The 21,006-nt window shown below is 69.1% G+C and carries 23 protein-coding genes; 22 read left to right on the top strand and 1 reads right to left on the bottom strand.

Going from position 1 to position 21,006, the window contains the following annotated elements:
* Positions 1 to 68: 68 nt before the first annotated feature.
* Positions 69 to 2,540, top strand: coding sequence for a M14 family zinc carboxypeptidase (locus VFE28_12450; protein ID HZM16804.1), 2,472 nt, complete (start codon positions 69 to 71; stop codon positions 2,538 to 2,540).
* A 7-nt stretch (positions 2,541 to 2,547) separates the two neighbouring features.
* Here the strand turns inward: VFE28_12450 and VFE28_12445 are convergent, their stop codons facing one another.
* Positions 2,548 to 3,780, bottom strand: coding sequence for a glycosyltransferase family 87 protein (locus VFE28_12445; GenBank protein HZM16803.1), 1,233 nt, complete (start codon positions 3,778 to 3,780; stop codon positions 2,548 to 2,550).
* A 140-nt stretch (positions 3,781 to 3,920) separates the two neighbouring features.
* On the opposite strand from VFE28_12445, the gene VFE28_12440 reads away from it, so the two are divergent.
* From VFE28_12440 to VFE28_12340, 21 genes are all read left to right on the top strand, one after another.
* Positions 3,921 to 4,541 carry a molybdenum cofactor guanylyltransferase gene (locus tag VFE28_12440; protein ID HZM16802.1) on the top strand — a complete coding sequence of 207 codons (621 nt, stop codon included), beginning with the start codon at positions 3,921 to 3,923 and terminating at the stop codon, positions 4,539 to 4,541.
* Positions 4,538 to 5,071 carry a cyclic pyranopterin monophosphate synthase MoaC gene (gene moaC, locus VFE28_12435; GenBank protein ID HZM16801.1) on the top strand — a complete coding sequence of 178 codons (534 nt, stop codon included), beginning with the start codon at positions 4,538 to 4,540 and terminating at the stop codon, positions 5,069 to 5,071. The genes VFE28_12440 and moaC overlap by 4 nt, the downstream gene beginning before the upstream one ends.
* A 17-nt stretch (positions 5,072 to 5,088) precedes the next feature.
* Positions 5,089 to 5,286 (top strand): twin-arginine translocase TatA/TatE family subunit, encoded by a 198-nt coding sequence (gene tatA / locus VFE28_12430; GenBank protein HZM16800.1) that lies wholly within the window; start codon positions 5,089 to 5,091, stop codon positions 5,284 to 5,286.
* Positions 5,287 to 5,822: 536 nt separating this feature from the next.
* Positions 5,823 to 7,484, top strand: coding sequence for a ChaN family lipoprotein (locus VFE28_12425; protein HZM16799.1), 1,662 nt, complete (start codon positions 5,823 to 5,825; stop codon positions 7,482 to 7,484).
* A gap of 168 nt (positions 7,485 to 7,652) precedes the next feature.
* On the top strand, positions 7,653 to 8,801 hold the full coding sequence (gene sucC / locus VFE28_12420) for an ADP-forming succinate--CoA ligase subunit beta (GenBank protein ID HZM16798.1): 1,149 nt from the start codon (positions 7,653 to 7,655) through the stop codon (positions 8,799 to 8,801).
* Complete coding sequence (gene sucD / locus VFE28_12415; protein HZM16797.1) at positions 8,798 to 9,679, top strand: succinate--CoA ligase subunit alpha; 882 nt, start codon at positions 8,798 to 8,800, stop codon at positions 9,677 to 9,679. The genes sucC and sucD overlap by 4 nt, the downstream gene beginning before the upstream one ends.
* Positions 9,676 to 10,077 carry a nucleoside-diphosphate kinase gene (locus VFE28_12410; GenBank protein HZM16796.1) on the top strand — a complete coding sequence of 134 codons (402 nt, stop codon included), beginning with the start codon at positions 9,676 to 9,678 and terminating at the stop codon, positions 10,075 to 10,077. The genes sucD and VFE28_12410 overlap by 4 nt, the downstream gene beginning before the upstream one ends.
* Before the next feature lie 87 nt (positions 10,078 to 10,164).
* Positions 10,165 to 10,659 carry a DUF177 domain-containing protein gene (locus VFE28_12405; GenBank protein HZM16795.1) on the top strand — a complete coding sequence of 165 codons (495 nt, stop codon included), beginning with the start codon at positions 10,165 to 10,167 and terminating at the stop codon, positions 10,657 to 10,659.
* A gap of 57 nt (positions 10,660 to 10,716) precedes the next feature.
* Complete coding sequence (rpmF, locus tag VFE28_12400; GenBank protein HZM16794.1) at positions 10,717 to 10,899, top strand: 50S ribosomal protein L32; 183 nt, start codon at positions 10,717 to 10,719, stop codon at positions 10,897 to 10,899.
* A 7-nt stretch (positions 10,900 to 10,906) separates the two neighbouring features.
* A complete protein-coding gene (gene plsX / locus VFE28_12395; GenBank protein HZM16793.1) occupies positions 10,907 to 11,941 on the top strand; it encodes a phosphate acyltransferase PlsX in 1,035 nt (344 codons plus the stop codon).
* Positions 11,942 to 11,954: 13 nt separating this feature from the next.
* Positions 11,955 to 12,911 carry an ACP S-malonyltransferase gene (fabD, locus tag VFE28_12390; GenBank protein HZM16792.1) on the top strand — a complete coding sequence of 319 codons (957 nt, stop codon included), beginning with the start codon at positions 11,955 to 11,957 and terminating at the stop codon, positions 12,909 to 12,911.
* 14 nt (positions 12,912 to 12,925) lie between these two features.
* Positions 12,926 to 13,663: a 3-oxoacyl-[acyl-carrier-protein] reductase gene (fabG, locus tag VFE28_12385; GenBank protein HZM16791.1), complete on the top strand. Its 738-nt coding sequence runs from the start codon at positions 12,926 to 12,928 to the stop codon at positions 13,661 to 13,663.
* 62 nt (positions 13,664 to 13,725) lie between these two features.
* Entirely contained in the window at positions 13,726 to 13,968 is a 243-nt protein-coding gene (gene acpP / locus VFE28_12380; GenBank protein HZM16790.1) for an acyl carrier protein, read from the top strand.
* 91 nt (positions 13,969 to 14,059) lie between these two features.
* Positions 14,060 to 15,304, top strand: a complete 1,245-nt coding sequence (gene fabF, locus VFE28_12375; protein ID HZM16789.1) for a beta-ketoacyl-ACP synthase II — start codon at positions 14,060 to 14,062, stop codon at positions 15,302 to 15,304.
* Between the two features lie 34 nt (positions 15,305 to 15,338).
* On the top strand, positions 15,339 to 16,127 hold the full coding sequence (rnc, locus tag VFE28_12370; protein HZM16788.1) for a ribonuclease III: 789 nt from the start codon (positions 15,339 to 15,341) through the stop codon (positions 16,125 to 16,127).
* Between the two features lie 90 nt (positions 16,128 to 16,217).
* Positions 16,218 to 17,990 (top strand): tetratricopeptide repeat protein, encoded by a 1,773-nt coding sequence (locus VFE28_12365; GenBank protein ID HZM16787.1) that lies wholly within the window; start codon positions 16,218 to 16,220, stop codon positions 17,988 to 17,990.
* A gap of 7 nt (positions 17,991 to 17,997) precedes the next feature.
* Positions 17,998 to 18,765, top strand: coding sequence for a hypothetical protein (locus VFE28_12360; GenBank protein ID HZM16786.1), 768 nt, complete (start codon positions 17,998 to 18,000; stop codon positions 18,763 to 18,765).
* Positions 18,766 to 18,825: 60 nt separating this feature from the next.
* On the top strand, positions 18,826 to 19,464 hold the full coding sequence (locus tag VFE28_12355) for a sigma-70 family RNA polymerase sigma factor (protein HZM16785.1): 639 nt from the start codon (positions 18,826 to 18,828) through the stop codon (positions 19,462 to 19,464).
* A 65-nt stretch (positions 19,465 to 19,529) separates the two neighbouring features.
* Entirely contained in the window at positions 19,530 to 20,117 is a 588-nt protein-coding gene (locus VFE28_12350) for a hypothetical protein (protein HZM16784.1), read from the top strand.
* A 59-nt stretch (positions 20,118 to 20,176) separates the two neighbouring features.
* Entirely contained in the window at positions 20,177 to 20,524 is a 348-nt protein-coding gene (locus VFE28_12345; protein ID HZM16783.1) for a DUF4837 family protein, read from the top strand.
* Positions 20,521 to 21,006, top strand: a 486-nt coding sequence (locus VFE28_12340; protein ID HZM16782.1) for an iron-containing alcohol dehydrogenase, incomplete at its 3' end; no start/stop codon positions are given. The genes VFE28_12345 and VFE28_12340, both read left to right, overlap by 4 nt.

Below are 21,006 nucleotides of genomic sequence, written 5' to 3'. Positions count from 1 at the left end.
CAGTTGCAGGACTTCCTTGCACCCCCTAGCTTGAAGGGTGAAGCGAACCTCTGCACCTCGGAGACCGTATGTCCCGGGCCTTCTTGCCACTTCTTCTCTGTCTCCTCTCCGGCGCCGCCCACGGGGCGGAGCGCAGCCTGGTCGTGGTGACCCCCAAGAGCCCCTGGACGCTCCGCGAGCTGGAGGCCCTCCACCTCGATCTCGTCAGCCATGACCCGGAAACCGGCGAAACCTGGCTCACCGTGACCCCGGAGGAGGAAAGGCTCCTGGTCTCCCGTGGCTATCCCGTCGCCACGGTAGAGATCGATGCCGATGCAGGGCGCCGGCGTCTCCTCGAGATCCCGGACCTGGGGCTCTATCACACCTACGCCGAGACCGTGGCGGAGCTCGAATCCCTGCAGGCGGCGCACCCCGACCTCACCCGGCTGGAAAGCATCGGCTCCAGCCTCGAAGGCCGGCCCATCCTGGCGCTCAAGCTCTCCGACGAACCGGAGATCGAAGACCCCACGGAGCCCGACGTGCTCGTGGTCGGCAACCACCACGCCCGGGAGTTCATGAGCGTCGAGGTACCTCTCTATCTCGTACGCAATCTCCTCGATGGCTACGCGCGCAATCCGCGCCTCCGGGCCCTCCTCGACAGCCGCGAACTCTGGGTCGTACCGCTCCTCAACCCGGACGGGCACGTGTACCAGTCGGAAACGCAGCTCAGGCCGGGCTGGCGCAAGAACCGCCGCAGCCTGGACGGTGAGATCGTCGGTGTGGATCTGAACCGCAACTATTCCTACCTCTGGGGCTACGACGAAGAGGGCAGCTCCAGCGAACCGCTGAGCGAGACCTACCGCGGCCTCGCTCCGTTCAGCGAACCCGAATCCGACGCGATCCGACGGCTGGTGGAGCGCCAGGATTTCACCCTGGCGCTGAGCTTTCACAGCTTCGGACGGCTCGTGCTCTTTCCCTGGGGATACACGCGTGACAGCGTCACACCCGATCACGCTCGCTTCTCCACCATGGGGGACAGCATGGTGCGCGACAACGGCTACCGGCCGGGCAACGCATACACCGGGGCCATCTACCTCACCAACGGGGTCTGGGACGACTTCATGTACGGCGAGCTGTACGGCGCCAAAGAGCGGCGCACCATGGCATTCACCGTGGAGTTGAATGCGGCGACGGAAGGCGGCTTCTGGCCGCCGGAAGACCTCATCGAACCCACCTGCGCCAACCTGTGGACGCTCAACCTCTACGCCCTGCGTGTTGCCGGGGAGCTGGAAACCGTGCTGCCCCCCGCAGCTCCGGTGCTGCTGGCGGCGCAGGACGCCGAGGATCCGCGCCGGATCGAGCTGCGCTGGAGCGGGCCGCGGGGGACGACACCGGTGGACTTTTACGAGGTCTTCGAGATCGACCCGGCCGGCGCGGGGGCGGCGCTGGCGGCGGCGCCTCCCGTGCGGCTCGAGCGCGCCGACCGCGCTCTCCTCGTTTCCCGCTGGGTGGTGCCGGAAGCGGGCAGCGTGGCACTGCAATGGCGCGGCGATCTCGATCCTCTCTGGGATCGCGTGCGGGTGGAGCTGCGTCCTGCACGCGGCGGCGACTGGCAGGAGCTGCAAGCCCTCGGCACCCAGAAGAACGGCGCACCTTCCCCTCCCAGCCACCTGGCTCCACGGCTGGAGACAGAGCGACGGCGATGGAACGCTGCCGCTTGGGCGGGACAGGAGGTGGACCTGGCACTCCACTTCCAACCTTGGGAGGACGCGCCGCGTCGCTCCTGGGTGGAGGCGCGGCTCGATGTGCCGGCGCAACTCGAGGAATCGCGGCGCGTGGTCGCGGTGGTGCACGACACGCTCTACACCGTGGTCGCCACCCGGCAGGGCCTGTTCGCCTACGGCGTCACCGCGGTGAGCGGGGACGGCCAGCGCGCCGATAGCGACATCTTCTGGTTCTCGATTCCCGACGGGACGCCGGTGGCGCTCCAGGATCTCGAGTTTCAGGTCGAAGGTGGCGAGGCGAGGTTCACCTGGCGCCAGAGCGGCGGCGGCGCCGCGGACTTCGAGGTCTGGGCGCGGCCGCTGGCGGCGCAGGAAGTCCCGGGGAGCGCCGAAATGGAATGGGCCGGGGGGCTCTATCGTCGCGGTGCAACCGCCACCGTCCAAGGCGCGGGCCCGCACTCGCTGCGTTTTTCTCTCGCCGGTTCGCGCCGCGCCATCCTCTTCCGCACCGCCGATGGCGCGCAGCTCTGGGGACCCTGGGTGGCGCAGGCGCACTGGCCGGTGGCGCTGCAGCCGGCGACGCCGAATCCCTTCAACCCGAGTACGCGACTCCGCTTCGTGAGCGACGGCAGCTTCCCGGTGACGCTGGAGATCCTGCGTCCTGATGGCAAGCGCGTGCACCGGTTGCTCGACGCTGCCGCCCTCGGCCCGGGGGAGCACGAAGCCACCTGGGACGGGCGTGACGCTTCGGGCCGGCGCGTCGCTGCGGGCCTCTACCTGGCAACCTTGCGCGTGGGCCCGGAAACCCGGGTGCGCCGGCTCGTGCTCCTTCCCTGAAGAGACTTTAGGTTCTTCGACGCCGCAAGCGCCAGTGCGCGCTCGTGGCGAAGAGGAGCAGTATGCCGTAGAGACGGGGCGACTCGAGCAGGAGACCGGCGCCGGAGCGGTGCGGTGGATCCACGTAGGGGAACGGCAAAGCGCAGAGTGCCCACGCCACGCCCCAGGTGACGAGCAACGGCGGCGAGACCTCCAGCATCCAACAGGCCCGCAAGCAGAGTAGGAAGCAGGGGAGCGACAGCACCACCATGGATTCCCAGGTGACGCGGGCGAGGAGCAGGCTGGCGAGGAGAGCGAGCGCTGGTCCCCACACCGAGTCGTCGGCGCTTTGGGCCTCGTGACGCGCCAGCAACGCCAGGGTGACGAGAACCGCGAGCGACGTGGTCACGATGAGAGTGGTGGCGAGCGCAGGTGCGTCGAGCCAAGGTGTGCTGTCCGGGTTCGGCAGGAAGAGACGGGTGAAGAAAGCATCGAGGGATTGGTTGGTGAACCAGGCGAAGCGCTGGGTCAAGAGCTGCGGCAGCACGCTGGTCGCATAGGTCTCGTAGGCGCGCCACCCGGTCCAGGGCAGCGCCGCGACCAGGAGCAGCAAGCAGGCGAGCACGGTGTGCCGGAGCAGGCGGAATTGCCCGCGGCAGGCGGCGTGAAAGAGCAGCACCGCCGGCGCCAGCTTGAGCACGATCATGGCAGCGAGGGCGCACGCCGCAGCCACCTCGGCGCGGCGGGAGCGGGCGAAGAGGAAGAGCGCGAAGAGTAACAGCAGCAGACCCGAGACCGAACCCAGTTTGAGGTCCACCCGCATCGGCGTGAAGTAGAGCAGCACGACTCCGGCCGCCACGAAGGGCCACGCACTCGCGACGCCGAACAGAATCTTGACCAGGAGAAAACCGGCTCCGAGGTAGGCGGCGCTTTCCAGCACGACCCACAGCCGGCGAGCCTCGGCGAAGGGCAGGGCCACGAGTGGTCGGAGCGCCACGGCGGCGAAGGGAGGTGGGTAGAAGTAGCGACCCACCCAACCGGAGAACTCCGGGGCGAGCTCACTCGCCAAGCGCTCCCGCGCGTAGGGATCTTCCCCGGTGGTGAAAGCCCGCGCCGCGCTATAGAAGGTGGCGAAGTCGGAGGCGTAACCGTAGGGGCGCAGGATCTGACGCAGAGTACCGGCCAGAAGGAAATAGCCCACGCCGGCGGCGAGCAGGGTCCAGGCGAGAACACGAGAGGCTCGCGGCGACAGGGCGGGCACGGCACCTCCAAGTCAGGCGCAGGATACGGTGCGCCGCAGGGAAGGGACAACACGCCGTCGTCGTCGCGAGCAGCGCTGCCGCGGGGTTTTGCGGTGTATAGTTGGAGCAACGCTTGGTGCCGGGGCGCACGAGGGGAAGCATGGACGTTGCCAAGCCGCTGCTGCCGCCGCCGGCGAGCGTCGGTGTTTATCTCCTCGCCGGCGGTGCGAGCCGACGCATGGGACGGTGCAAGGCGCTCCTGGAGTTGGATGGCGAGCCCATGGTGCTGCGTCCAGCACGGAGGCTGGCGACACACGTGGCCTCCGTGCTCCTGGTGGGAAAGCCCTCCCAGGAACTGGAGGAGCTCGGTCTCCCCCTTCTCTACGACGACTGCGAAGAGCACGCCCTGGTGCACGGGCTCCGCGCCGCGCTGCTCGCCCCGGGGCCGGAGTGGCGCTTCGTTTCCGCCTGCGACATGCCCGAGGTAGGGCCGGAGATGCTCGGCAGGCTGTGGCGTGCGGCGATGGCTGCCGGCGCGCCGGGGAGTTACTTCCAGCGCCCCGACCGGGGGGAACCGGAGCCGCTGCCTTCGCTCTGGCGCGCCGACGTCGCGGCACGGATGGCACCGTCGTGGGGGTTCGCGGCGCGGGACTGGGTGCGCCGCGCCGGTTTGGTGGCTTGCGCCGCGACCGGGGCGGAAACGGCCGCTCTCGCCAACGTGAACACACCGGACGAGTGGTCGGCCTACGCGCGCGCGGCGGGAAGGCGAGGACGAGCATGAAGCGCCGCCACCGAGCGACTCATCTGGATGGGCGCGGGCGATTGCAGATGGTGGACACGAGCGCGAAGGAGCCGACGCTCCGCCGCGCCCGGGCCCGCGGTGCGGTGCAGATGTCGCCGCAAGCCCTGCAGCAGGTGCAGAGCGGTGCGCTTCTCAAGGGCGACGTGGTGGCAGCGGCGCGTCTGGCCGGGATCGCTGCCGCCAAGCGCACCGCCTCGCTCATCCCCCTCTGCCATGTCCTGCCTCTGGATCACGTGGGGGTGGAGCTGAGCGTAGAACCACGACAGGGTTCCATACGCATCGAAGCAGAGGTCACTTGCCGGGCCGCCACCGGCGCGGAGATGGAGGCGATCGTGGCGGTTCTCGTGGCTGCGGCGACGGTCTACGACATGTGCAAGGCCGTGGACCGCGGTATCAGCATCGGCGGGGTGGAGCTGCTGGAGAAGTCCGGCGGCCGGAGCGGAACGTGGCGGCGGCAGGAAGCCCGCCGCAGCGCGCGCCGAGGGCGAGTCTCACGGCGCCGATCTTGAACGGAAGGAAGTCGACCATGCCATGCGGTCGGTTGGGGACGAGCGAACTCCTGCTCATCTTCTTGCTCGTCGCGCTCCTCTTCGGCGCCACGCGCTTGCCCGAGATCGGACGCGGTCTGGGACTGGGAATCCGGCGTTTCAGGAAAGCCCTGCACGAAGACGAAGAAGGGCCCAGCGACGGCAAGAAGCGCAAGCAGCTCCAGGACGACGAGTGAAAGGGTGAGGCCAGGTCACGATCGCTTGGAGGTGTCGGATCACATCGACTTGACCGAGACGCTGGCTCCGACCTTGGTGTCGGGCAGGCATCCCAACCAAGCAGTCAAGTCCCCCTAGCAAAGCTGCACCTGGCCTCGGTCCCGGACCGTAGGCGGCGCCGCGCCGGCTGTCAACGCGGTGGCGCGGGGCATCGCAGTTTGCATGGGCGCGCCCGCGCCGCGCCTGGAAGTTTCCTGACCTCCGAGCTCCAACTAGAAGCGAGAAAATGAGTTAGTATTTCGCAGCTGCACCTGTCCGAGGAACGTGTTAAAGGGCGGGGACGCGGTGCCGGGCCGGAGGACGCGGAGGCGACCGGGGCCGGGAAGTCCACACGCGAGCCGGCCCCAGCGTGGTCCAGAAGGTGCACCCGGGCGGCACCGATCCGCAGCGCGGTGGCGCTCCTGCCTCCCGCCGCGGGGATTTCGCTCTCGGGATCGCTGCGGATGCCGTCCCCTTTCCCGACCCGCCCTGAGGCAGGCGGTGGAGGTTGGCGCGGATGACGACGCAGAGCTGGCAAGAGGCGGAACCGGAGTCGGTACGCTCCGCGGTGCTGCGCCTGCAGCGCGGCGTGCAGCGCCTCCTGCAGGCGGAGCTGCGCGCCTTCACCGGCGGCGACACGCCAGCGCTGGAACGCTACGAGCGCGAGTACCTCCGCGAGTTCCGCCGGCACCAGTCTCTGGTCAGCTTCGGCGATCTCCTGCAGGCGATCCTGGAGACCGATCTCTTTTTCGTCGGCGACTACCACACGCTGCGGCAGTCGCAGGACCTGGCGCGGCGTCTGCTCGAGCGCGCGGCAGCCGAGCCCCGGCCCTTGGTTCTGGCGGTGGAGATGGTGCTCCAGGACCATCAGGAGCACCTGGACGCCTACATGCGAGGCGCCATCGGCGATGCCGCATTCCTCGAGCGCATCGAGTACCACCGCACCTGGAATTTCGACTGGGACAACTACCGGCCCCTCTTCGACGCAGCGCGCCGGCATGGCGTCGCCGTGGTGGGCATCAACCAAGCCACCCGCGGGGCCTGCCGGAATCTGCGCGAGCGGGACGAGGCCATTGCCGCCGCGCTGGCGGACACGATCGTGGCGCGCCCGGGCGCCCGACTCATGGTGTTGGTCGGCGACCTGCACCTGGCGGCGTCCCATCTGCCCCGGGCCCTGGATGCGCACCTGGAGGGCCTGCAGCTGCAGCGCAAGCGGCTCGTCGTCTTCCAGAATGCCGACACGCTGTACTGGACGCTGGCGGAGCGCGGCGATGGCCGCGGCACGCCGGTGGTGCAGCTGGGACCGGACCGCTTCTGCGTCATGGAAGTCCCGCCCTACGTGAAGCTGCAGTCCTATCTCAGCTGGGAGCGGGCGCTGGAGAAGCTGCACGACGAGGAAGAAAGCAACAGCGAGTGGACCCTGGAGCAGAGTGCGGTGCAGCTCTTCGAAACGCTGGCGCGCCAACTCGCCCGCTTCTTCGGTCTGCCCATCTTGTCGCCGAGCTGCGAGGTCTTCACCAACCTGGACGAGACCTTCTTCTCCACCATCGAACACACCGAGGGTTTGGAAGCGAGCCGCGCCCGGGAGATCCGCCTGCTCGCTTTCGGCAACCGTAGCTGCTTCGTCCCCGAACTGGACCTGGTGTACCTGCCGTTCTTCTCGGTGAACCACGCGGCGGAGGAAGCGATGCGAGCGCTGCAGGCACGGGTGGCCGGCACCCCCGCACGCCGCGGCGATCCGTACGAGGACTTCTACGGCCGCGCCTTCGGTGCCGCCGTCGGCTTCCTCGGCTCCAAGCTGGTGAACCCGCACCGCCTGGCCACCACCGAGGCCGAGTTCCGCGGCTTCTGGCGCGGCGCCGAGCGGCAGCTGCACGAGCCCCGCCTGGCCTTCCGGAAGCTGGTAGCCCACTTCGTCGTCCAGCACCAGGAGCACGAGCGCCGCCGTTTGGCCGGCGGCCGGGGCCGATTGAAGCAGATCTACGAACAGGACCTGGAAGTGCTCCTGGAAGTCACCTTCGCCCTGGGCTACCGGCTCGGCGACCGCCTGGCAGCGGCCCTCCTCGAGGGCACGCTGGCGCCCGAGGCGCTGCGCGCTCTGGTCTTCCCGCCGCCTGGGAAACTCGCCTCGGCGAGGTACTTCGACGCCCTCCGCGCGCTCGAACCTGCTCGCCGCTGACGCACCGTGCCTTGAGTGTCGCCAGGTGCCAGCCGCCGCCTCGCTCGGGCCCTGGCCTTGACAGCTGCGGGCACGGCTCTGCTAGAGTCACCGCTCTCGCGCGGGGCAGATGAGCCCCGTTTCTTTTGCCCGCTAGGCCGTGTGCGCCGTTCCACGGGGCGAGGTCCGATGAACATTCACGAGTATCAGGCGCGGGATCTGCTTCGCCGTTTCGAGCTGCCGGTGCCGCCGCATGCCGTCGCCGCCACCGCCGAAGCGGCGGTCGACGCCGCGCGTGGCTTCGGCTTCCCGGTGGTGCTGAAAGCGCAGGTGCTGGCCGGAGGGCGCGGCAAGGCAGGTGGCGTGAAGCTGGTCCGCGATCCCGAGGCGGCGCGGGCCGCTGCCGCGAGCATCCTGGGGATGCGCATCAAGGGCCTCGCGGTGCGTAGCGTCCTGGTGGCACCGGCGGTGGACATCGCTCGAGAACTCTATGTCGGCATCACCCTCGACCGTGGCGCAGGCCGGCCCGTGCTCATGCTCTCCGCTGCCGGAGGGGTGGACATCGAGGAAGTGGCGGCGAGCACCCCGGAGAAGATCCACAAGGTGCACTTGGACCCGCTCCGCGGCTTGCCCGCCCACACCGCCCGCCGCCTGGCCTTCGCCGTCCTCGACGACGGGCCGAGCGCCCTCGGCTTGGCGCGCGTCTGCGCGCGCCTGGCAGCGGCCTACGAAGCCCTCGACGCCACCCTGGTGGAGATCAATCCCTGCGTGGTGACGAAGCAGGGCGAGATCCTGGCGCTGGACGCGAAGATCAACCTGGACGACAACGCCTTGGGCCGCCATGCGGATCTGGAAGCCTTGCGCGACCTCGAGGCCGAGGATGCCAGGGAAACCAAGGCGCGCGGCAAGAGTCTTTCGTACATCCATCTCGACGGCGACGTGGCCTGCGTGGTCAACGGCGCGGGTCTGGCCATGGCGACGATGGACCTCATCCAGCATCACGGCGGCCGGCCGGCGAACTTCCTCGATATCGGCGGCAGCTCCAACCCGGAGAAAGTGATCACGGCCCTGGAGATCATCCAGAGCGATCCCAACGTGCGCGTCATTCTCTTCAACATCTTCGGCGGCATCACTCGTTGCGACGACGTGGCGAAGGGCCTGCTCCAGGCGATTGCTACCCAGCCGCCGCGGGTGCCGCTGGTGGTGCGTCTCATCGGCACCAACGAAGACAAGGCGCGCGAGATGCTCAAGGATGCAGCCATGGAAACCGCCACCGGCATGGACGAAGTGGTGCAGAAAGCGATCGCCGCGGCGCGACGCAGCGGAGCCGCGGCATGAGCATCCTCGCCGACCGCAGCACCACCGTTCTCGTGCAGGGCATCACCGGACGGGACGGTAGCTTCCACGCCCAGCAGATGCGGGCCTACGGCACCCGCGTGGTCGCCGGCGTCACCCCGGGCAAGGGGGGGACGCAGGTGCACGACATCCCGGTGTTCGACACCGTGGCCGCCGCGGTGACGGCGACGGGAGCCACGGCGAGCACGGTCTACGTACCGCCCCTCGCCGCCGCCGATGCCATCTGCGAAGCCGTCGATGCGGGCGTGCAGCTGGTGGTCTGCATCACCGAAGGCATCCCGGTGCAGGACATGGTGCGCACGCTGCCTTACGTGCGCGAACACGGGGCCCGGCTCCTCGGGCCCAACTGCCCGGGCCTGATCACACCGGGAGCCGCCAAGCTCGGCATCCTCCCGGGGAGTATCTGCACCCCCGGCCGCGTCGGTGTGGTCTCCCGCAGCGGCACGCTCACCTACGAAGTGGTCTACGAGCTCACCCGCCACGGGCTCGGCCAGTCCACCTGTGTCGGCATCGGCGGCGATCCGCTCATCGGCACGCGCTTCGTCGACACCCTGGAGCTGTTCGAAAAGGATCCGGGCACGGCAGCCGTGGTGCTCATCGGCGAGATCGGCGGCAGCGATGAAGAAGATGCCGCTGCCTTCATCGCCAGCCGCATGTCCAAGCCGGTGGTAGCCTTCATTGCCGGCCGTACGGCGCCACCGGGGCGGCGTATGGGTCATGCGGGCGCCATCGTCTCCGGTGGCAGCGGCACCGCGGCGGCGAAGGTGGCCGCCTTCGAAGCCATCGGCGTGCGCGTCGCCGACACACCGAGCGGCGTGGTGGCGTTGCTCCGCCAGGTCATCGGAGCGGAGGCGTCGTGACCCGCACCTATCTGATGATCAAACCCGAGGCCGTTCGCGCCGCCCTGTGGCCGGGGATTCTGCACCTCTTGTTGCAGAACCGCTTCCAGGTCCGCCGGCTGGAGATGCGCCGTCTCACCCCGGCGGTGGCGCGGCAGTTCTATGCCGAGCACGACGGCAAGCCGTTCTTCCCTGCCTTGGTGGAGTACATCACCTCGGGTGACGTCGTCGCCGTCTGGCTGGAAGGAGCCGACGCGGTGCCGCGCCTGCGGGCTCTGGTGGGGGCGACCGATCCGGCCAAGGCGACCCCCGGAACGCTGCGCTACATGTTCGGCACCAGCTTGCAGGAGAACGCCGTGCACGCTTCGGACAGCGAGGCCTCGGCGGCCCGCGAGCTCGGCCTCATCTTCCCCGGTTGACGAACAGAACTCACGCTGTCACAGGGGTTTCCCTTGACATGGGACGACCCTCTCCCTAGAGTGACGAGGTTTTGGGGGACGGATCCGATGCAGCTGCAACTCGGCCGGACCGGTGCGGCGCCGGCGCTGCAGGAAGGCGATGTGGTCCTCGCGGTGTGCGACGCCGCCGGCGAGGAGGAAGAGCAGCGCCTGCACGTACGCTGCAAGGTGGAAAGTACGGGGGCGCGGGTCCGCGTGGACGGCGAGATCGCCGGCAGCGCGCACTCCCATTGTCATCGCTGCCTGGCCGCTTTCGAACGCCCCGTGGAAGTGCGCTTCGCGCTGCTGGTGCAGCGCGGCGGCAAGCGCGACGCGGAAGACGTCCTCGTCATCGACGAAAACGCGGATGCCGTCGATCTGACCCCGGTCGTCCGCGAGGCGGTGATCCTGGAGGAGCCCATCCGCTTGCTCTGCCGGGAGGATTGCCGCGGGCTCTGCCCGCAGTGCGGTCAGGATTGGAACGTGGCGTCCTGTGCCTGCGTGCCCGCTGCCGGCCCGCGGCTGGAGGCGCTCGAGCGGCTCGCCCAGGAGTGGGAGCCTTGAAACCGGCGCGGCGACTTCACTGGCGCCGCTCCGATGGGTCTCGTGGAGGAGGAGAGCATGGCCGTCCCGAAGCGCCGCCGTTCCCGTGCGGCCCGGCGCAAGCACCACGCCAATTGGAAGATCGAGCGCCCGGTGCTTTCGACCTGCGCCGATTGCGGCAGCCCGCGTTTGCCGCACCGCGTCTGCCCGAACTGCGGCAGCTACGCCGGCCGCCAAATCGTCTCGCGCACCACCGAGTAGGCTGCCCGTGACGCGAGTGCGGGTCGCCGTCGACGCGATGGGAGGCGACCACGGCCCGCGCGTGGTGGTGCCCGGGGCGCTGCGCGCCCTGCCGCGCTTGCCGGCGGGGACGGAGCTCGTTTTCCTGGGCGACGAGGCCCGCATCCGCTCCGCCCTTGGAGCCGGGACCACGGCGCCGGTGCGCGTCGTGCACGCCCCTGACGCGGTGTCGATGGACGAATCGCCCGCCACCGCGGTGCGGCGCAAGCCCGATTCGTCCTTGGCCCGCGCCCTCGACCTCGTCACCCGCGGCGAGGCCGAGGCGCTCCTGAGCGCCGGCAGCACCGGAGCGGTGGTCGCAGGCGCCCTGCTCGCCCTCGGCCGCATCGGCAAGCTGCGCCCCGCGATCGCCACCCTCTTTCCCACCGATCGTTCCTCCTGTGTGCTCGTCGACGTGGGCGCCAACGCCGACTGCAAGCCCCTCCACCTCGTCCAGTTCGCGGTCATGGGTGCGGTCTACGCCCGCATCCACCTGGGGCTCGAACGCCCCCGTGTGGGCCTGCTCAACATCGGCGAGGAGGAGAGCAAGGGCAACGAGCTGGCGGTGGCGGCGCACGGCATGTTGCGGGAAAGCGGTCTCCACTTCGTCGGCAACGTCGAGGGCCGGGATGTCCTCGCCGGGCGTGCCGACGTGGTGGTCTGCGATGGTTTCGTCGGCAACGTGCTGCTCAAGTTCGGCGAGAGCATGCTGCGCTTCCTCACCCGGCAGATGCGGGAGGAAGTACACCGCTCCTTCCGGGCCAAGCTGGGAGCCATGCTGCTGCGCCCCGCCTTCCGCTCGCTGCGCAGTCGCATCGATTACACCGAAGCCGGCGGCGCGCCGCTTCTCGGCGTGCAAGGCACCGTGGTCATCGCCCACGGCAAGAGCCCGGAACGCGCCATCGAGAACGCCGTCGTTCTCGCCGCCACGCTGGCGGCGAACGATCTCCCCGGGCAGATCGCCTCGTTGTTGCAAGAGGTCGGTGCGCACCTGGTCCAGCCCGGCGATGCCGGGCGCGGCTGAAGGGGAAGGCTCCATGCAGGTGGCGATGTTGTTCCCCGGCCAGGGGGCGCAAACCGTCGGCATGGGTGCCGACCTCGCCGCGGCCTATCCGGAGGCGGCCGCGGTGTTCACCGCCGCCGACGCGATCCTCGGCTATCCGCTCTCCCGCCTCGCCTTCGAAGGTCCGCTCGAAACCCTGACCGAAACGCGGCACGCCCAGCCGGCGCTGTTGGTGCATTCCGTCGCCGTGCTGCGGGTGCTGGAAGCCCGCGGCTTCGGCTGCAGCATCGTCGCCGGCCACAGTCTCGGGGAGTACTCGGCACTGGTGGCCGCCGGTGTCTTGACCTTCGAGGACGCCTTGCCGCTGGTGCAGAAGCGCGGCGAGCTCATGTACGAGTGCGGCGTCCGCTCTCCCGGCGCCATGGCGGCCGTCGTCGGCTTGGAAGCGGCGGCGGTGGAAAAGGTCTGTTCCCAGGTGCGCGAGCTCGGAGTCTGCGACCTGGCCAACCTGAACGCTCCGGATCAGATCGTCCTCTCCGGCGCCGTGGGCGCGGTGGAGGCGGCGCTGCCGCTCCTCGAGAGCGCCGGCGCCCGGGTGGTGAAGAGACTGAACGTGAGCGGTGCCTTCCATTCGGCGCTCATGGCGGAGCCGGCGGCGGAATTCGCCGCGCACCTGGACCGGAGCGTTTTCCATTCCGCCCGCGTGCCCGTGCTCACCAACGTCGGCGCGGCGGCGGAACAGGATGGCGAAAGACTGCGCGAGCAGCTGAAGCGGCAGATCCGTTCTCCCGTGCGCTGGACCGAAGCGATGCTCGCGCTCCGGGCACTCTGGCAGGGCCCGGTGCTCGAGGTGGGTGCGGGCAGCGTCCTCAAGGGTTTGCTCCGGCGCATCGATCGCGACGCCCGCTGCACCGCGGTAGGGGATCGCCCGAGCCTGGAGGCCCTGGTGGAGAAAGGCCTACCCCCGGGCCGCGAGAGCCGGGTAGGCTAGGCGAGGGAGGCGGCATGGGCTTGCGGGATCGGGTGGTCGTTGTCACCGGAGCGAGCCGAGGGATCGGTCTCGCCATCGCCCAAGCCTGTGCCGAGCAAGGCGCCCGTCTCGCCCTGGTGGCGCGGAGCAGCGACGCGGTGCGCGATGTGGCCGCCACCCTCGGTCCGGAGGCGCGGGCATACGCTTGCCATGTGGAAGCACCCGACGAAGTCGACTCCACGGTGGCGCGCATCGTCGCCGACCTGGGTGTGGTGCATGGTCTGGTGAACAACGCCGGCATCACCCGCGACGGCCTGCTGGCCCGCATGTCGCAAGAGGCCTGGGACGAGGTCCTGCGCGTCAACCTCACGGGCACCTTCAACTTTACCCGTGCGGTGGTCAAAGGTATGATGCGCCAGAAGTTAGGTCGGATCGTGAACGTCACCTCCGTGGTCGGGCAGATGGGGAACGCTGGGCAGACGAACTACTGCGCCAGCAAGGCCGGGATCATCGGCTTCACCAAGGCCGCGGCCCGCGAGCTGGCGAGCCGCAACATCACGGTGAATGCCGTGGCCCCGGGGTTCATCACCACCGCGATGACGGATTCCCTGGACGAACGGGCCCGCGCCCAGCTGCTGCCCCAGATCCCGCTGCAGCGCCTGGGCACGCCGGCGGAAGTCGCCGGGGTCGTGGTCTTCTTGCTGGGTGACGCCGCCGCCTACGTCACCGGCCAGGTCCTGAACTGCGATGGCGGCATGTGGATGCACTCTTGAAGCAGGCGCGATCCTGCCGCGACAGCGCGCGGGTTCGCATGGAGGAGGTGGGCTCTCAAGGCATGGCCAGCGAGATCGCAGGCAAGGTGAAGAAGATCATCGAAGAGCAGCTCGGCGTGAGCGCCGACCAGGTGACGGACGACGCCTCGTTCATCGACGATCTAGGCGCCGATTCCCTCGACACGGTGGAACTCGTGATGGCTTTGGAAGAGGCCTTCGACATCGAGATCCCCGACGAAGATGCCGAGAAGATGACCACCGTCGCCGCGGCCATCGAGTACCTGGAGCAGAAGGTCGGTTCCTGAGCCACCGCTTCAGCCCGGCGTCGGTGCGTCCCAGGGGCCCCGAGGCGCGGCCCGCGGGCGCAACGCTTCCGGGGAACGGTCAGGAGGCAGCATGGGTCGGGTGCGCGTCGCCGTCACCGGGGTCGGCGCCATTTCGTGCGTCGGCCTCGACGCGGCGAGCATGATGGAGGCGCTCTACGCCGGAAAGTCCGGGGTGCAGCGCATCCAGCGTTTCGATCCCGCCGGGCTCAGCACCACCATCGCTGCCGAGGTCGTCGACTTCGATCCGACCCAGTACATGGATCGGAAGGACGCCAAGCGCGCGGACCGCTACTCGCAGTTCGCCGTCGCGGCGGCGCGCGAAGCGGTGCAGCAGGCGCGCCTGCTGGACAGCGACGTGGACCCCAATCGCATCGGCGTCGTCCTCGGCTCGGGAATCGGTGGCATCGAAACCTTCGAAACTCAGCATCGCAACATGCTGGAGAAGGGATCCGGGCGCGTCAGCCCCTTCTTCATCCCCATGATGATCTCCGACATGGCGGCAGGACTGGTTTCCATGCAGTACGGTTTCAAGGGGCCCAACTTCACCGCGGTCTCCGCCTGCGCTTCCGCCGCCAATGCCATCGGCACCGCCTATCGTCTGCTGCAAGCCGATGACGCCGACGTCGTGGTCACCGGCGGCAGCGAAGCAGCCATCACCCCCATGTCGATGGCCGGGTTCTGTGCCATGAAGGCGATGTCCGAACAGAACGACGACCCTCCCGCCGCCAGTCGCCCCTTCGACGCCCGCCGCGACGGCTTCGTCATGGGAGAAGGCGGCGGCATCCTGGTGCTGGAGCGCCTGGACCGGGCGCAGGCCCGGGGCATTCCGATCCTCGGCGAGGTGGTCGGCTTCGGCATGACCGCCGACGCCTATCACATGACGGCGCCGGCCCCGGAAGGGGAGGGCGCGGCACGGGCCATGCAAGCCGCCCTGGACATGGCCGGCGTCGCGCCGGAGGTCGTGGAGTACATCAACGCCCACGGTACCTCCACGCCCTACAACGACAAGAACGAGACGCAAGCGATCAAGACCGTCTTCGGCGCCCACGCCTACAAGTTGAAGGTGGGCTCGACGAAATCGATGCTCGGGCACCTCCTCGGCGCTTCGGGCGGCGTCGAATCGGTAATTTCCGTGCTGGTGCTCGGCTCCGGGAAGGTGCCGCCGACGATCAACCAGGAGACACCCGACCCCGAGTGCGATCTGGATTGCATCCCGAACACCGCTGCCCCCCTCGACGTGCACTACGCGTTGAGCAACTCCTTCGGCTTCGGCGGGCACAACGTCTCGATCCTGTTCAAGCGTTTCGAGGCTTGAGCGTCCAGGGCACGACGAGGGGTGAGTGCGAGCCATGGGGCTGCGGTCCTGGCTGTCACGACTGCGCCCGCTGCCCGGGGTGCCTCGGGGAGCGACGGCCGTCGACGATGCCGCCGGGTTCCCGGCGCTGGAGCAGAAGCTCGGCCACCGCTTCCAGGACACGGAGCTGCTGCGCACCGCCCTCACCCACCGCTCCCACGTTTATCGTTCCGGCCGCGAGCGCTTGCATTCCAACGAGCGCCTGGAGTTCCTCGGCGACTCCGTTCTTGGCCTCATCGTCAACGAGTACTTGTTCCGCAGTTTCCCGGAACGCAGCGAGGGGGAACTCACCAAGGTCAAGTCCTTGGTGGTTTCCCGCGCCGTCCTCGGCCGCGCCGCCGAGAGGCTGCAGCTGGGCAAGCATCTCATCCTCGCCCCGGGGGAAGTGGACGCCGGCGGCCGCATGCGCGCCTCCATCCTTTCCGATGCCTACGAAGCGGTGCTGGGCGCCATGTACCTGGACGGCGGGCTCGATCCGGTGCGCCAGTTCGTCAGTGCCCACCTGCTGGACGAGCTGGAAGAAACGGTGGCGGACCATCAGCTGGCGAACTACAAGAGCCAGCTGCAGGAGATGATCCAGGCGCAGCTGAAGACGCCGCCGCGCTACAAGGTGAGCGCCACCCACGGCCCCGACCATGCCAAGCGCTTCGTCGTCGAGGTGCTGGTGCGCGGCCGCGTGCTCGGTCGTGGCGACGGCAACAGCAAGAAACTGGCGGAGCAGCGAGCGGCGCGCGAGGCCCTCCACAACCTCAGCAAGGACGCAAACCTCCTCCGCCACGGCTGACCTGGAGCGGGCGCCGCCGGCGTTTCCGCCCGGCGGAAAAATCTGTAGCTTCCACAGGGATCATGCGCCCGACACCGACGAGGGGAAGCCATGCCGCACCGCTCACCACGCCGCCTGCACCTCCTGCTCCTCCTGGGGCTCGGCGTCGGCGCTTGCGCCGCTCCAGCGACGACGCGGCGGAGCGCCTCCTCGGAGACGGCGGTGCCGGAGGAGGTCGTCGAAGCCACCCGCGAAGCGGCGCAGGTGGCCTTCGCCCGCGGCAGCTATCTGCGCGAGATCGGGGCGGCGAACGAAGCGCTCGCCGCCCTGCGCGAAGCAGTGTTCCTCTGGCCGGAGAACGCGAGCCTGCGTCTGGCGCTGGCACGCCAGTACCTGGACATGGGGCGTTACCAGGAGGCGGATCACTTGCTGGGGGATGCCGCTCTGGCCGGAACTGCCGGGCCGGCGGAGTTCCTCCTCCTGGCGCGGCTCCGCGCCGTGGCGGGGAAACCGGAGGAAGCGCTGCAGCATGTCGACTCCGCCCTGGCAGCGGACTCGACTCTGGTTGCCGGCTGGCTCTTGCGCGGCCGCCTCGCCAGCGATCTGCACCGCCGGTCGGAGGCGCTCGCGAGCTTCCAGCGCGCCAACGCGTTGCAGCCCGACCAGGCGGCGACCTTGCTGCAACTCGGGAAGGTCGAGGAAGAACTCGGCAAGCTGCCGGAGGCCGAGAGTCGCTACCGTCGCGCCCTGGAGTTGGAGCCGCAGCTCGGCGCTGCCCGCAGCGCGCTGGTGGAACTCCTGGAGAAGAACGATCGCCTCGCCGAAGCGATCGCCGTGCAGCAGGACGCTCTCGCCCTCGTTCCAGAGGATCGCGATGCCCTCGAGTGGCTGGTGCAGCTCTACCTGCGGGAAAAACGCTATCCCGATGTGGTGGCCCTCCTGCAGCCCCGCGACGAGCGCCACGAACTGGAGCCCCGGCACGAGTACATCCTTGGCTGGGCGCTGCTGCAGAGCGAGCAGTACGACAGCGCCGAGAAGCTGCTGACGCGCCTGGCGGAGGGCAACGAGTTCCCCGGCGCCGAGCACCTGCTCGGCGAGCTGGCCCTGCGCCAGGATCGGAGCGAAGCGGCGGAGAAGCACTTCCGCGCCGCCATCCGCTTGCAGCCCGACGCTTGCGCCGCCCATCTGGGTCTGGCCACGGTGCTGCTCGAACGTCTGCGCGACGCCGACGGGCGCGTGCAACGGCAAGGCCCGGCGGCGGACAGCTTGCGCGCCGTGCTCGCCACGGCATCGGCGCACACTTCCGCCGACGAGGTGCGTTGCAACGTGCTCCTCGGCTACGCCTACCTGCAGCTGCGTGAGTTCGACGCCGCCGTCCGTCATCTCGAGGCCGGCCACCGCTTGGATCCGGACAACACCGATGTGCTCTTCAACCTGGCGATGGCACACCAGGAGCTGGGTCATTACGAAACGGCTCTGACTTGCGGCCGGGACGTGCTGCAGCGGCAACCGGAGAACGCCGCGGCCCTCAACTTCGTCGGTTACATCCAGGCCGAGCGTGGACTGGCTCTGGAGGAGAGCGAGACATTGGTGCGCCGGGCGATCGCCGCGGAACCGGACAACGGCTTCTACGTCGACAGCCTGGGGTGGGTGCTCTTCCAGCGCGGCCATTTCGCTGGCGCCGTGGTTGAGCTCGAGCGTGCCGCGGACCTGACGAAACACCAGGACGCGGTCATCCTCGAACACCTGGGCGACGCCTATCGCAAAGCGGGACGGCCGCAGGAAGCGCTGCGTGTCTACGGGCGCTCCCGGGAGCTGGCACCAGAAAACGGCGGGTTGCGCGACAAAATTGACGCGGTGCAAGCGGAGATCGAGAAGCCTTAGAGGGGCCGTGGCGATCCGGCTGCTCCTCCTCACCACCTCGGGGCTCGTCGCCTGTGGCGGGCCGCCTCGCCTCGACCGCACCCCCGACGCGGTGGAGCTCGAACGGCTCACCTCCCTCGCCGGCGCGCCACCGCGCCAAGCGTGGAGCACCCGCGGCCATGCCCGTCTCTCCTCGCCCGACGGCACGGTGGAGGGGAATCTGCAGGCGGTGGTCGACCTGCCGGAGCGCTTGCGGGTGGAGCTGCGTTCGCGAGCCCTCTTCGGCATGGTGGGGGAGAGGCTCGTGTTGTCGCTCCCGGGCGACGGACACCTCTTGATGTATCGCGCCCGCGCTGACGCCTTGGAGCGCTCCCCCTTCGCGGACTCCGAGTTGGCGCGCTACCTGCCGACCGGCTCGTTGGCGGAACTGCACGCCTTGGTCACCGGCCGCCCGCCCTGGCCGCAGGGCCGCCCGCCGGAAGACCTGGCGGCCCGCACCCGTCTGGTGGGGAGAAGCGAGGATGGGCGCAACCTGGAGTTCAGGGTGCAACTTTCCTCGCCCCAGGCCGTCTTCGAGCTGCGGCTCCGGGACGGGGTCTTGGAACAGTGGGGCTGGGAAGGGGCCGAGGGCCGGCGCCTCGTGGTGCGCTACGATCGCTGGCGCCGCTGGGGCGAACTGGAGCTGCCGGGTCGTTTGCGCCTCCAGGCGCCCCGGGAAGGCATGGAGGGTGAGATCCTCCTCGAGGAGATCGAGGCCCGCGATGGTCTGGCTGCCGCTGATTTCGAGGTCTACTGAGGTCTACTGATGGAACCTCCGGACAAAGATAGGGTTCAAGGGGCCGAGCCGGGAGCTGCCATGAACCAGCTGAGCGCCAGGAAGCGGAGCGATGCGTCCGAGGAGCGGAGCGACGAGGACCTCATCCAGTCCGTCGCGGCTGGGGAGCGTGCGGCCTTCGACGTCCTCGTACAGCGCCACAAGGTCCGGCTCTACAACTACCTTCTGCGCCTCCTCCGGGATCCTACGGAGGCCGAGGAAGTCGCCCAGGAAGCTTTTGTCCGCGCCTATGTCCACGCCGAGAAGTACCGCACCGTGGCGCGCTTCTCCACCTGGCTCTACACCATCGCCACCAATCTGGTGCGCAATCGCATCCGCAAGCAGCGCAGCACGCCGAAGCTGGTGTCGATTTCCTGGGGACGGGGCGAAGAGGAGGAAGGCGAGCGGCACGACGTCGATCTCCCCGATGCCAAGGACCTGCCCGACCGCACCTTGGAGAAGCAGGAAGTGCATCGCTGGGTCGAATACGCCATCACCCGCATCCCGGCCAAATACAGAGAAGCTTTCGTGCTTCGTGAGATCAACCATTTCACCTACGAGGAGATCGCCGCAGTGACGGGCCTCAAGCTGGGCACGGTGCGTTCTCGCATCAACCGCGGGCGCAGTCACTTCCGGGAGATCATGGAACCACTGCTCGAACGTACGCTGGGGAAGCGTTGAGCAGGGCCGGCGGCAACGCCGGCGGCACGATCCCGCCACGGGCGGGAGAAAAGGGGAGACAGGCGATGCGATGTCGGATGGCGCGCACTCTCGTCAGCGAAGGCGACGAGGCCCGTTTGTCCGCAGCCGTCGGCGCGGAGCTCCGCGCCCACCTCGCCGGCTGTGCCGATTGTGCGCGTTTGCAGCGTGAGAGCGCCCTCACCCGGCAGTGGCTACAGGAGCTGCCGATTCGAGAACCGGCGCCTCACTTCGACTGGCGCCTGAAGCTGCGGCTGTCGCAGCAGACGCAAGAGCTGCCGGTGGCGGTGGACCCGACGCCGCGACGCTGGTTGCTGCCTTTCACCGTCAGCACCGCTGCGGCCGCAGCTCTCGTTCTCACCCTCGGCTTGACCTTGGGCCATCGCGGTCCCAGCCCGAGCGAATCCACGCCCCCTCGGGTGGCGATGGAGACCTCCCCGGGTCCTTGGGCCCCGGCGGGACGACCCGCGGTCGCCTGGCCGCGCCTGGTCCCGGTGCGCGCCAGTACGCCTCTCGGTCCGGAACTGCGCCTCGAAGCGGCGGCCTCGATCCTCGGCTCCGTCCCGGCGGATACGTTGCCCGACGCCAAGCGCCAGCGCTCCGATCCGATCGAGACCATGCCCGTCCGCTGGTGAGTGCGGCGCGGCTGGGTCTCGATCTGGCCGCGCTCGGCTTCCACGACTAGACTGCGCGGATGCGGAAAAAAGCGCCGCCACGCCTGCGTTTCCTCCTCCGCCTCGCCGCGCCCTGGCTTCTCTTCGGTTGCACCGCTCCCGGCCTCACCCCCGCGACGGGAGCCTTCGCGGCCAGCACCGTCGTCTGCGAGTTCTGTCCGCCGCGAGCGCAGGAAATCCTCGCCACTGCCCTGAACGACTGCGCCGTCGCCAGCGGCCCGCTGGTGACTCATTTCGTTTACGATCCCTCGCGGCACCGGCTGTACGGAGTGCAGGGGCAGCTCTTCGTGCCGGGAGACAGCAAGCGCACCTTCCTGTTCGAGCTGGAAACGCTGCTCCTCACCTTCCGTCTGGAAGAGAACTCGTGAGCGCGACACGTTTCCGGCTCCGGGTCCGACCTCGGGTGCAGGAGTGCACCGTGCAAGTCGGTGTCTCGGGCCCCGGCCTCCTGGCAGCGGTGTTGCGCCACGAACCTCGGCGCTGGGCCGTGGTCACCGACACGCGGGTGCGGCGTGCACTCTGGGAGCGGACGGCGCCGGTGCTCCGCCGTCAGCGCATCGAGGTCGGCGCGCCGCTGCTCCTGCCGGCAGGGGAACGGGCGAAGACGCTCCGCACCCTGGAGCGGTTGCTCGAGCAGCTCTTGCGCCGCGGCTTCGATCGCGGCAGCGGGCTGGTGGCGCTGGGGGGCGGCGCGGTGACCGACCTGGTCGGCTTCGCCGCCGCCACCTACATGCGGGGCATCGACTGGGTGGCGGTGCCGACCACACTCCTGGGAATGGTGGACGCCGGCTTGGGCGGCAAGGTCGCCACCAACTTGCTGCGAACGAAGAACGCTGTCGGTGCCTTCCAC

The organism is Candidatus Krumholzibacteriia bacterium (genome assembly GCA_035649275.1).
Taxonomy (GTDB): domain Bacteria; phylum Krumholzibacteriota; class Krumholzibacteriia.
Note: the sequence above shows the minus strand (reverse complement) of the source record. Positions and strands in the feature narration are given on the sequence as shown.

Coding starts and splice junctions, on each gene's coding strand:
- tatA (HZM16800.1), top strand. CDS start 5,089: ATGCCATGCGGTCGGTTGGGGACGAGCGAACTCCTGCTCATCTTCTTG.
- VFE28_12405 (HZM16795.1), top strand. CDS start 10,165: ATGCAGCTGCAACTCGGCCGGACCGGTGCGGCGCCGGCGCTGCAGGAA.
- VFE28_12425 (HZM16799.1), top strand. CDS start 5,823: ATGACGACGCAGAGCTGGCAAGAGGCGGAACCGGAGTCGGTACGCTCC.
- acpP (HZM16790.1), top strand. CDS start 13,726: ATGGCCAGCGAGATCGCAGGCAAGGTGAAGAAGATCATCGAAGAGCAG.
- VFE28_12345 (HZM16783.1), top strand. CDS start 20,177: ATGCGGAAAAAAGCGCCGCCACGCCTGCGTTTCCTCCTCCGCCTCGCC.
- VFE28_12350 (HZM16784.1), top strand. CDS start 19,530: ATGCGATGTCGGATGGCGCGCACTCTCGTCAGCGAAGGCGACGAGGCC.
- sucC (HZM16798.1), top strand. CDS start 7,653: ATGAACATTCACGAGTATCAGGCGCGGGATCTGCTTCGCCGTTTCGAG.
- moaC (HZM16801.1), top strand. CDS start 4,538: ATGAAGCGCCGCCACCGAGCGACTCATCTGGATGGGCGCGGGCGATTG.
- VFE28_12365 (HZM16787.1), top strand. CDS start 16,218: ATGCCGCACCGCTCACCACGCCGCCTGCACCTCCTGCTCCTCCTGGGG.
- fabG (HZM16791.1), top strand. CDS start 12,926: ATGGGCTTGCGGGATCGGGTGGTCGTTGTCACCGGAGCGAGCCGAGGG.
- fabD (HZM16792.1), top strand. CDS start 11,955: ATGCAGGTGGCGATGTTGTTCCCCGGCCAGGGGGCGCAAACCGTCGGC.
- fabF (HZM16789.1), top strand. CDS start 14,060: ATGGGTCGGGTGCGCGTCGCCGTCACCGGGGTCGGCGCCATTTCGTGC.
- VFE28_12355 (HZM16785.1), top strand. CDS start 18,826: ATGAACCAGCTGAGCGCCAGGAAGCGGAGCGATGCGTCCGAGGAGCGG.
- rpmF (HZM16794.1), top strand. CDS start 10,717: ATGGCCGTCCCGAAGCGCCGCCGTTCCCGTGCGGCCCGGCGCAAGCAC.
- VFE28_12440 (HZM16802.1), top strand. CDS start 3,921: ATGGACGTTGCCAAGCCGCTGCTGCCGCCGCCGGCGAGCGTCGGTGTT.
- sucD (HZM16797.1), top strand. CDS start 8,798: ATGAGCATCCTCGCCGACCGCAGCACCACCGTTCTCGTGCAGGGCATC.
- rnc (HZM16788.1), top strand. CDS start 15,339: ATGGGGCTGCGGTCCTGGCTGTCACGACTGCGCCCGCTGCCCGGGGTG.
- VFE28_12450 (HZM16804.1), top strand. CDS start 69: ATGTCCCGGGCCTTCTTGCCACTTCTTCTCTGTCTCCTCTCCGGCGCC.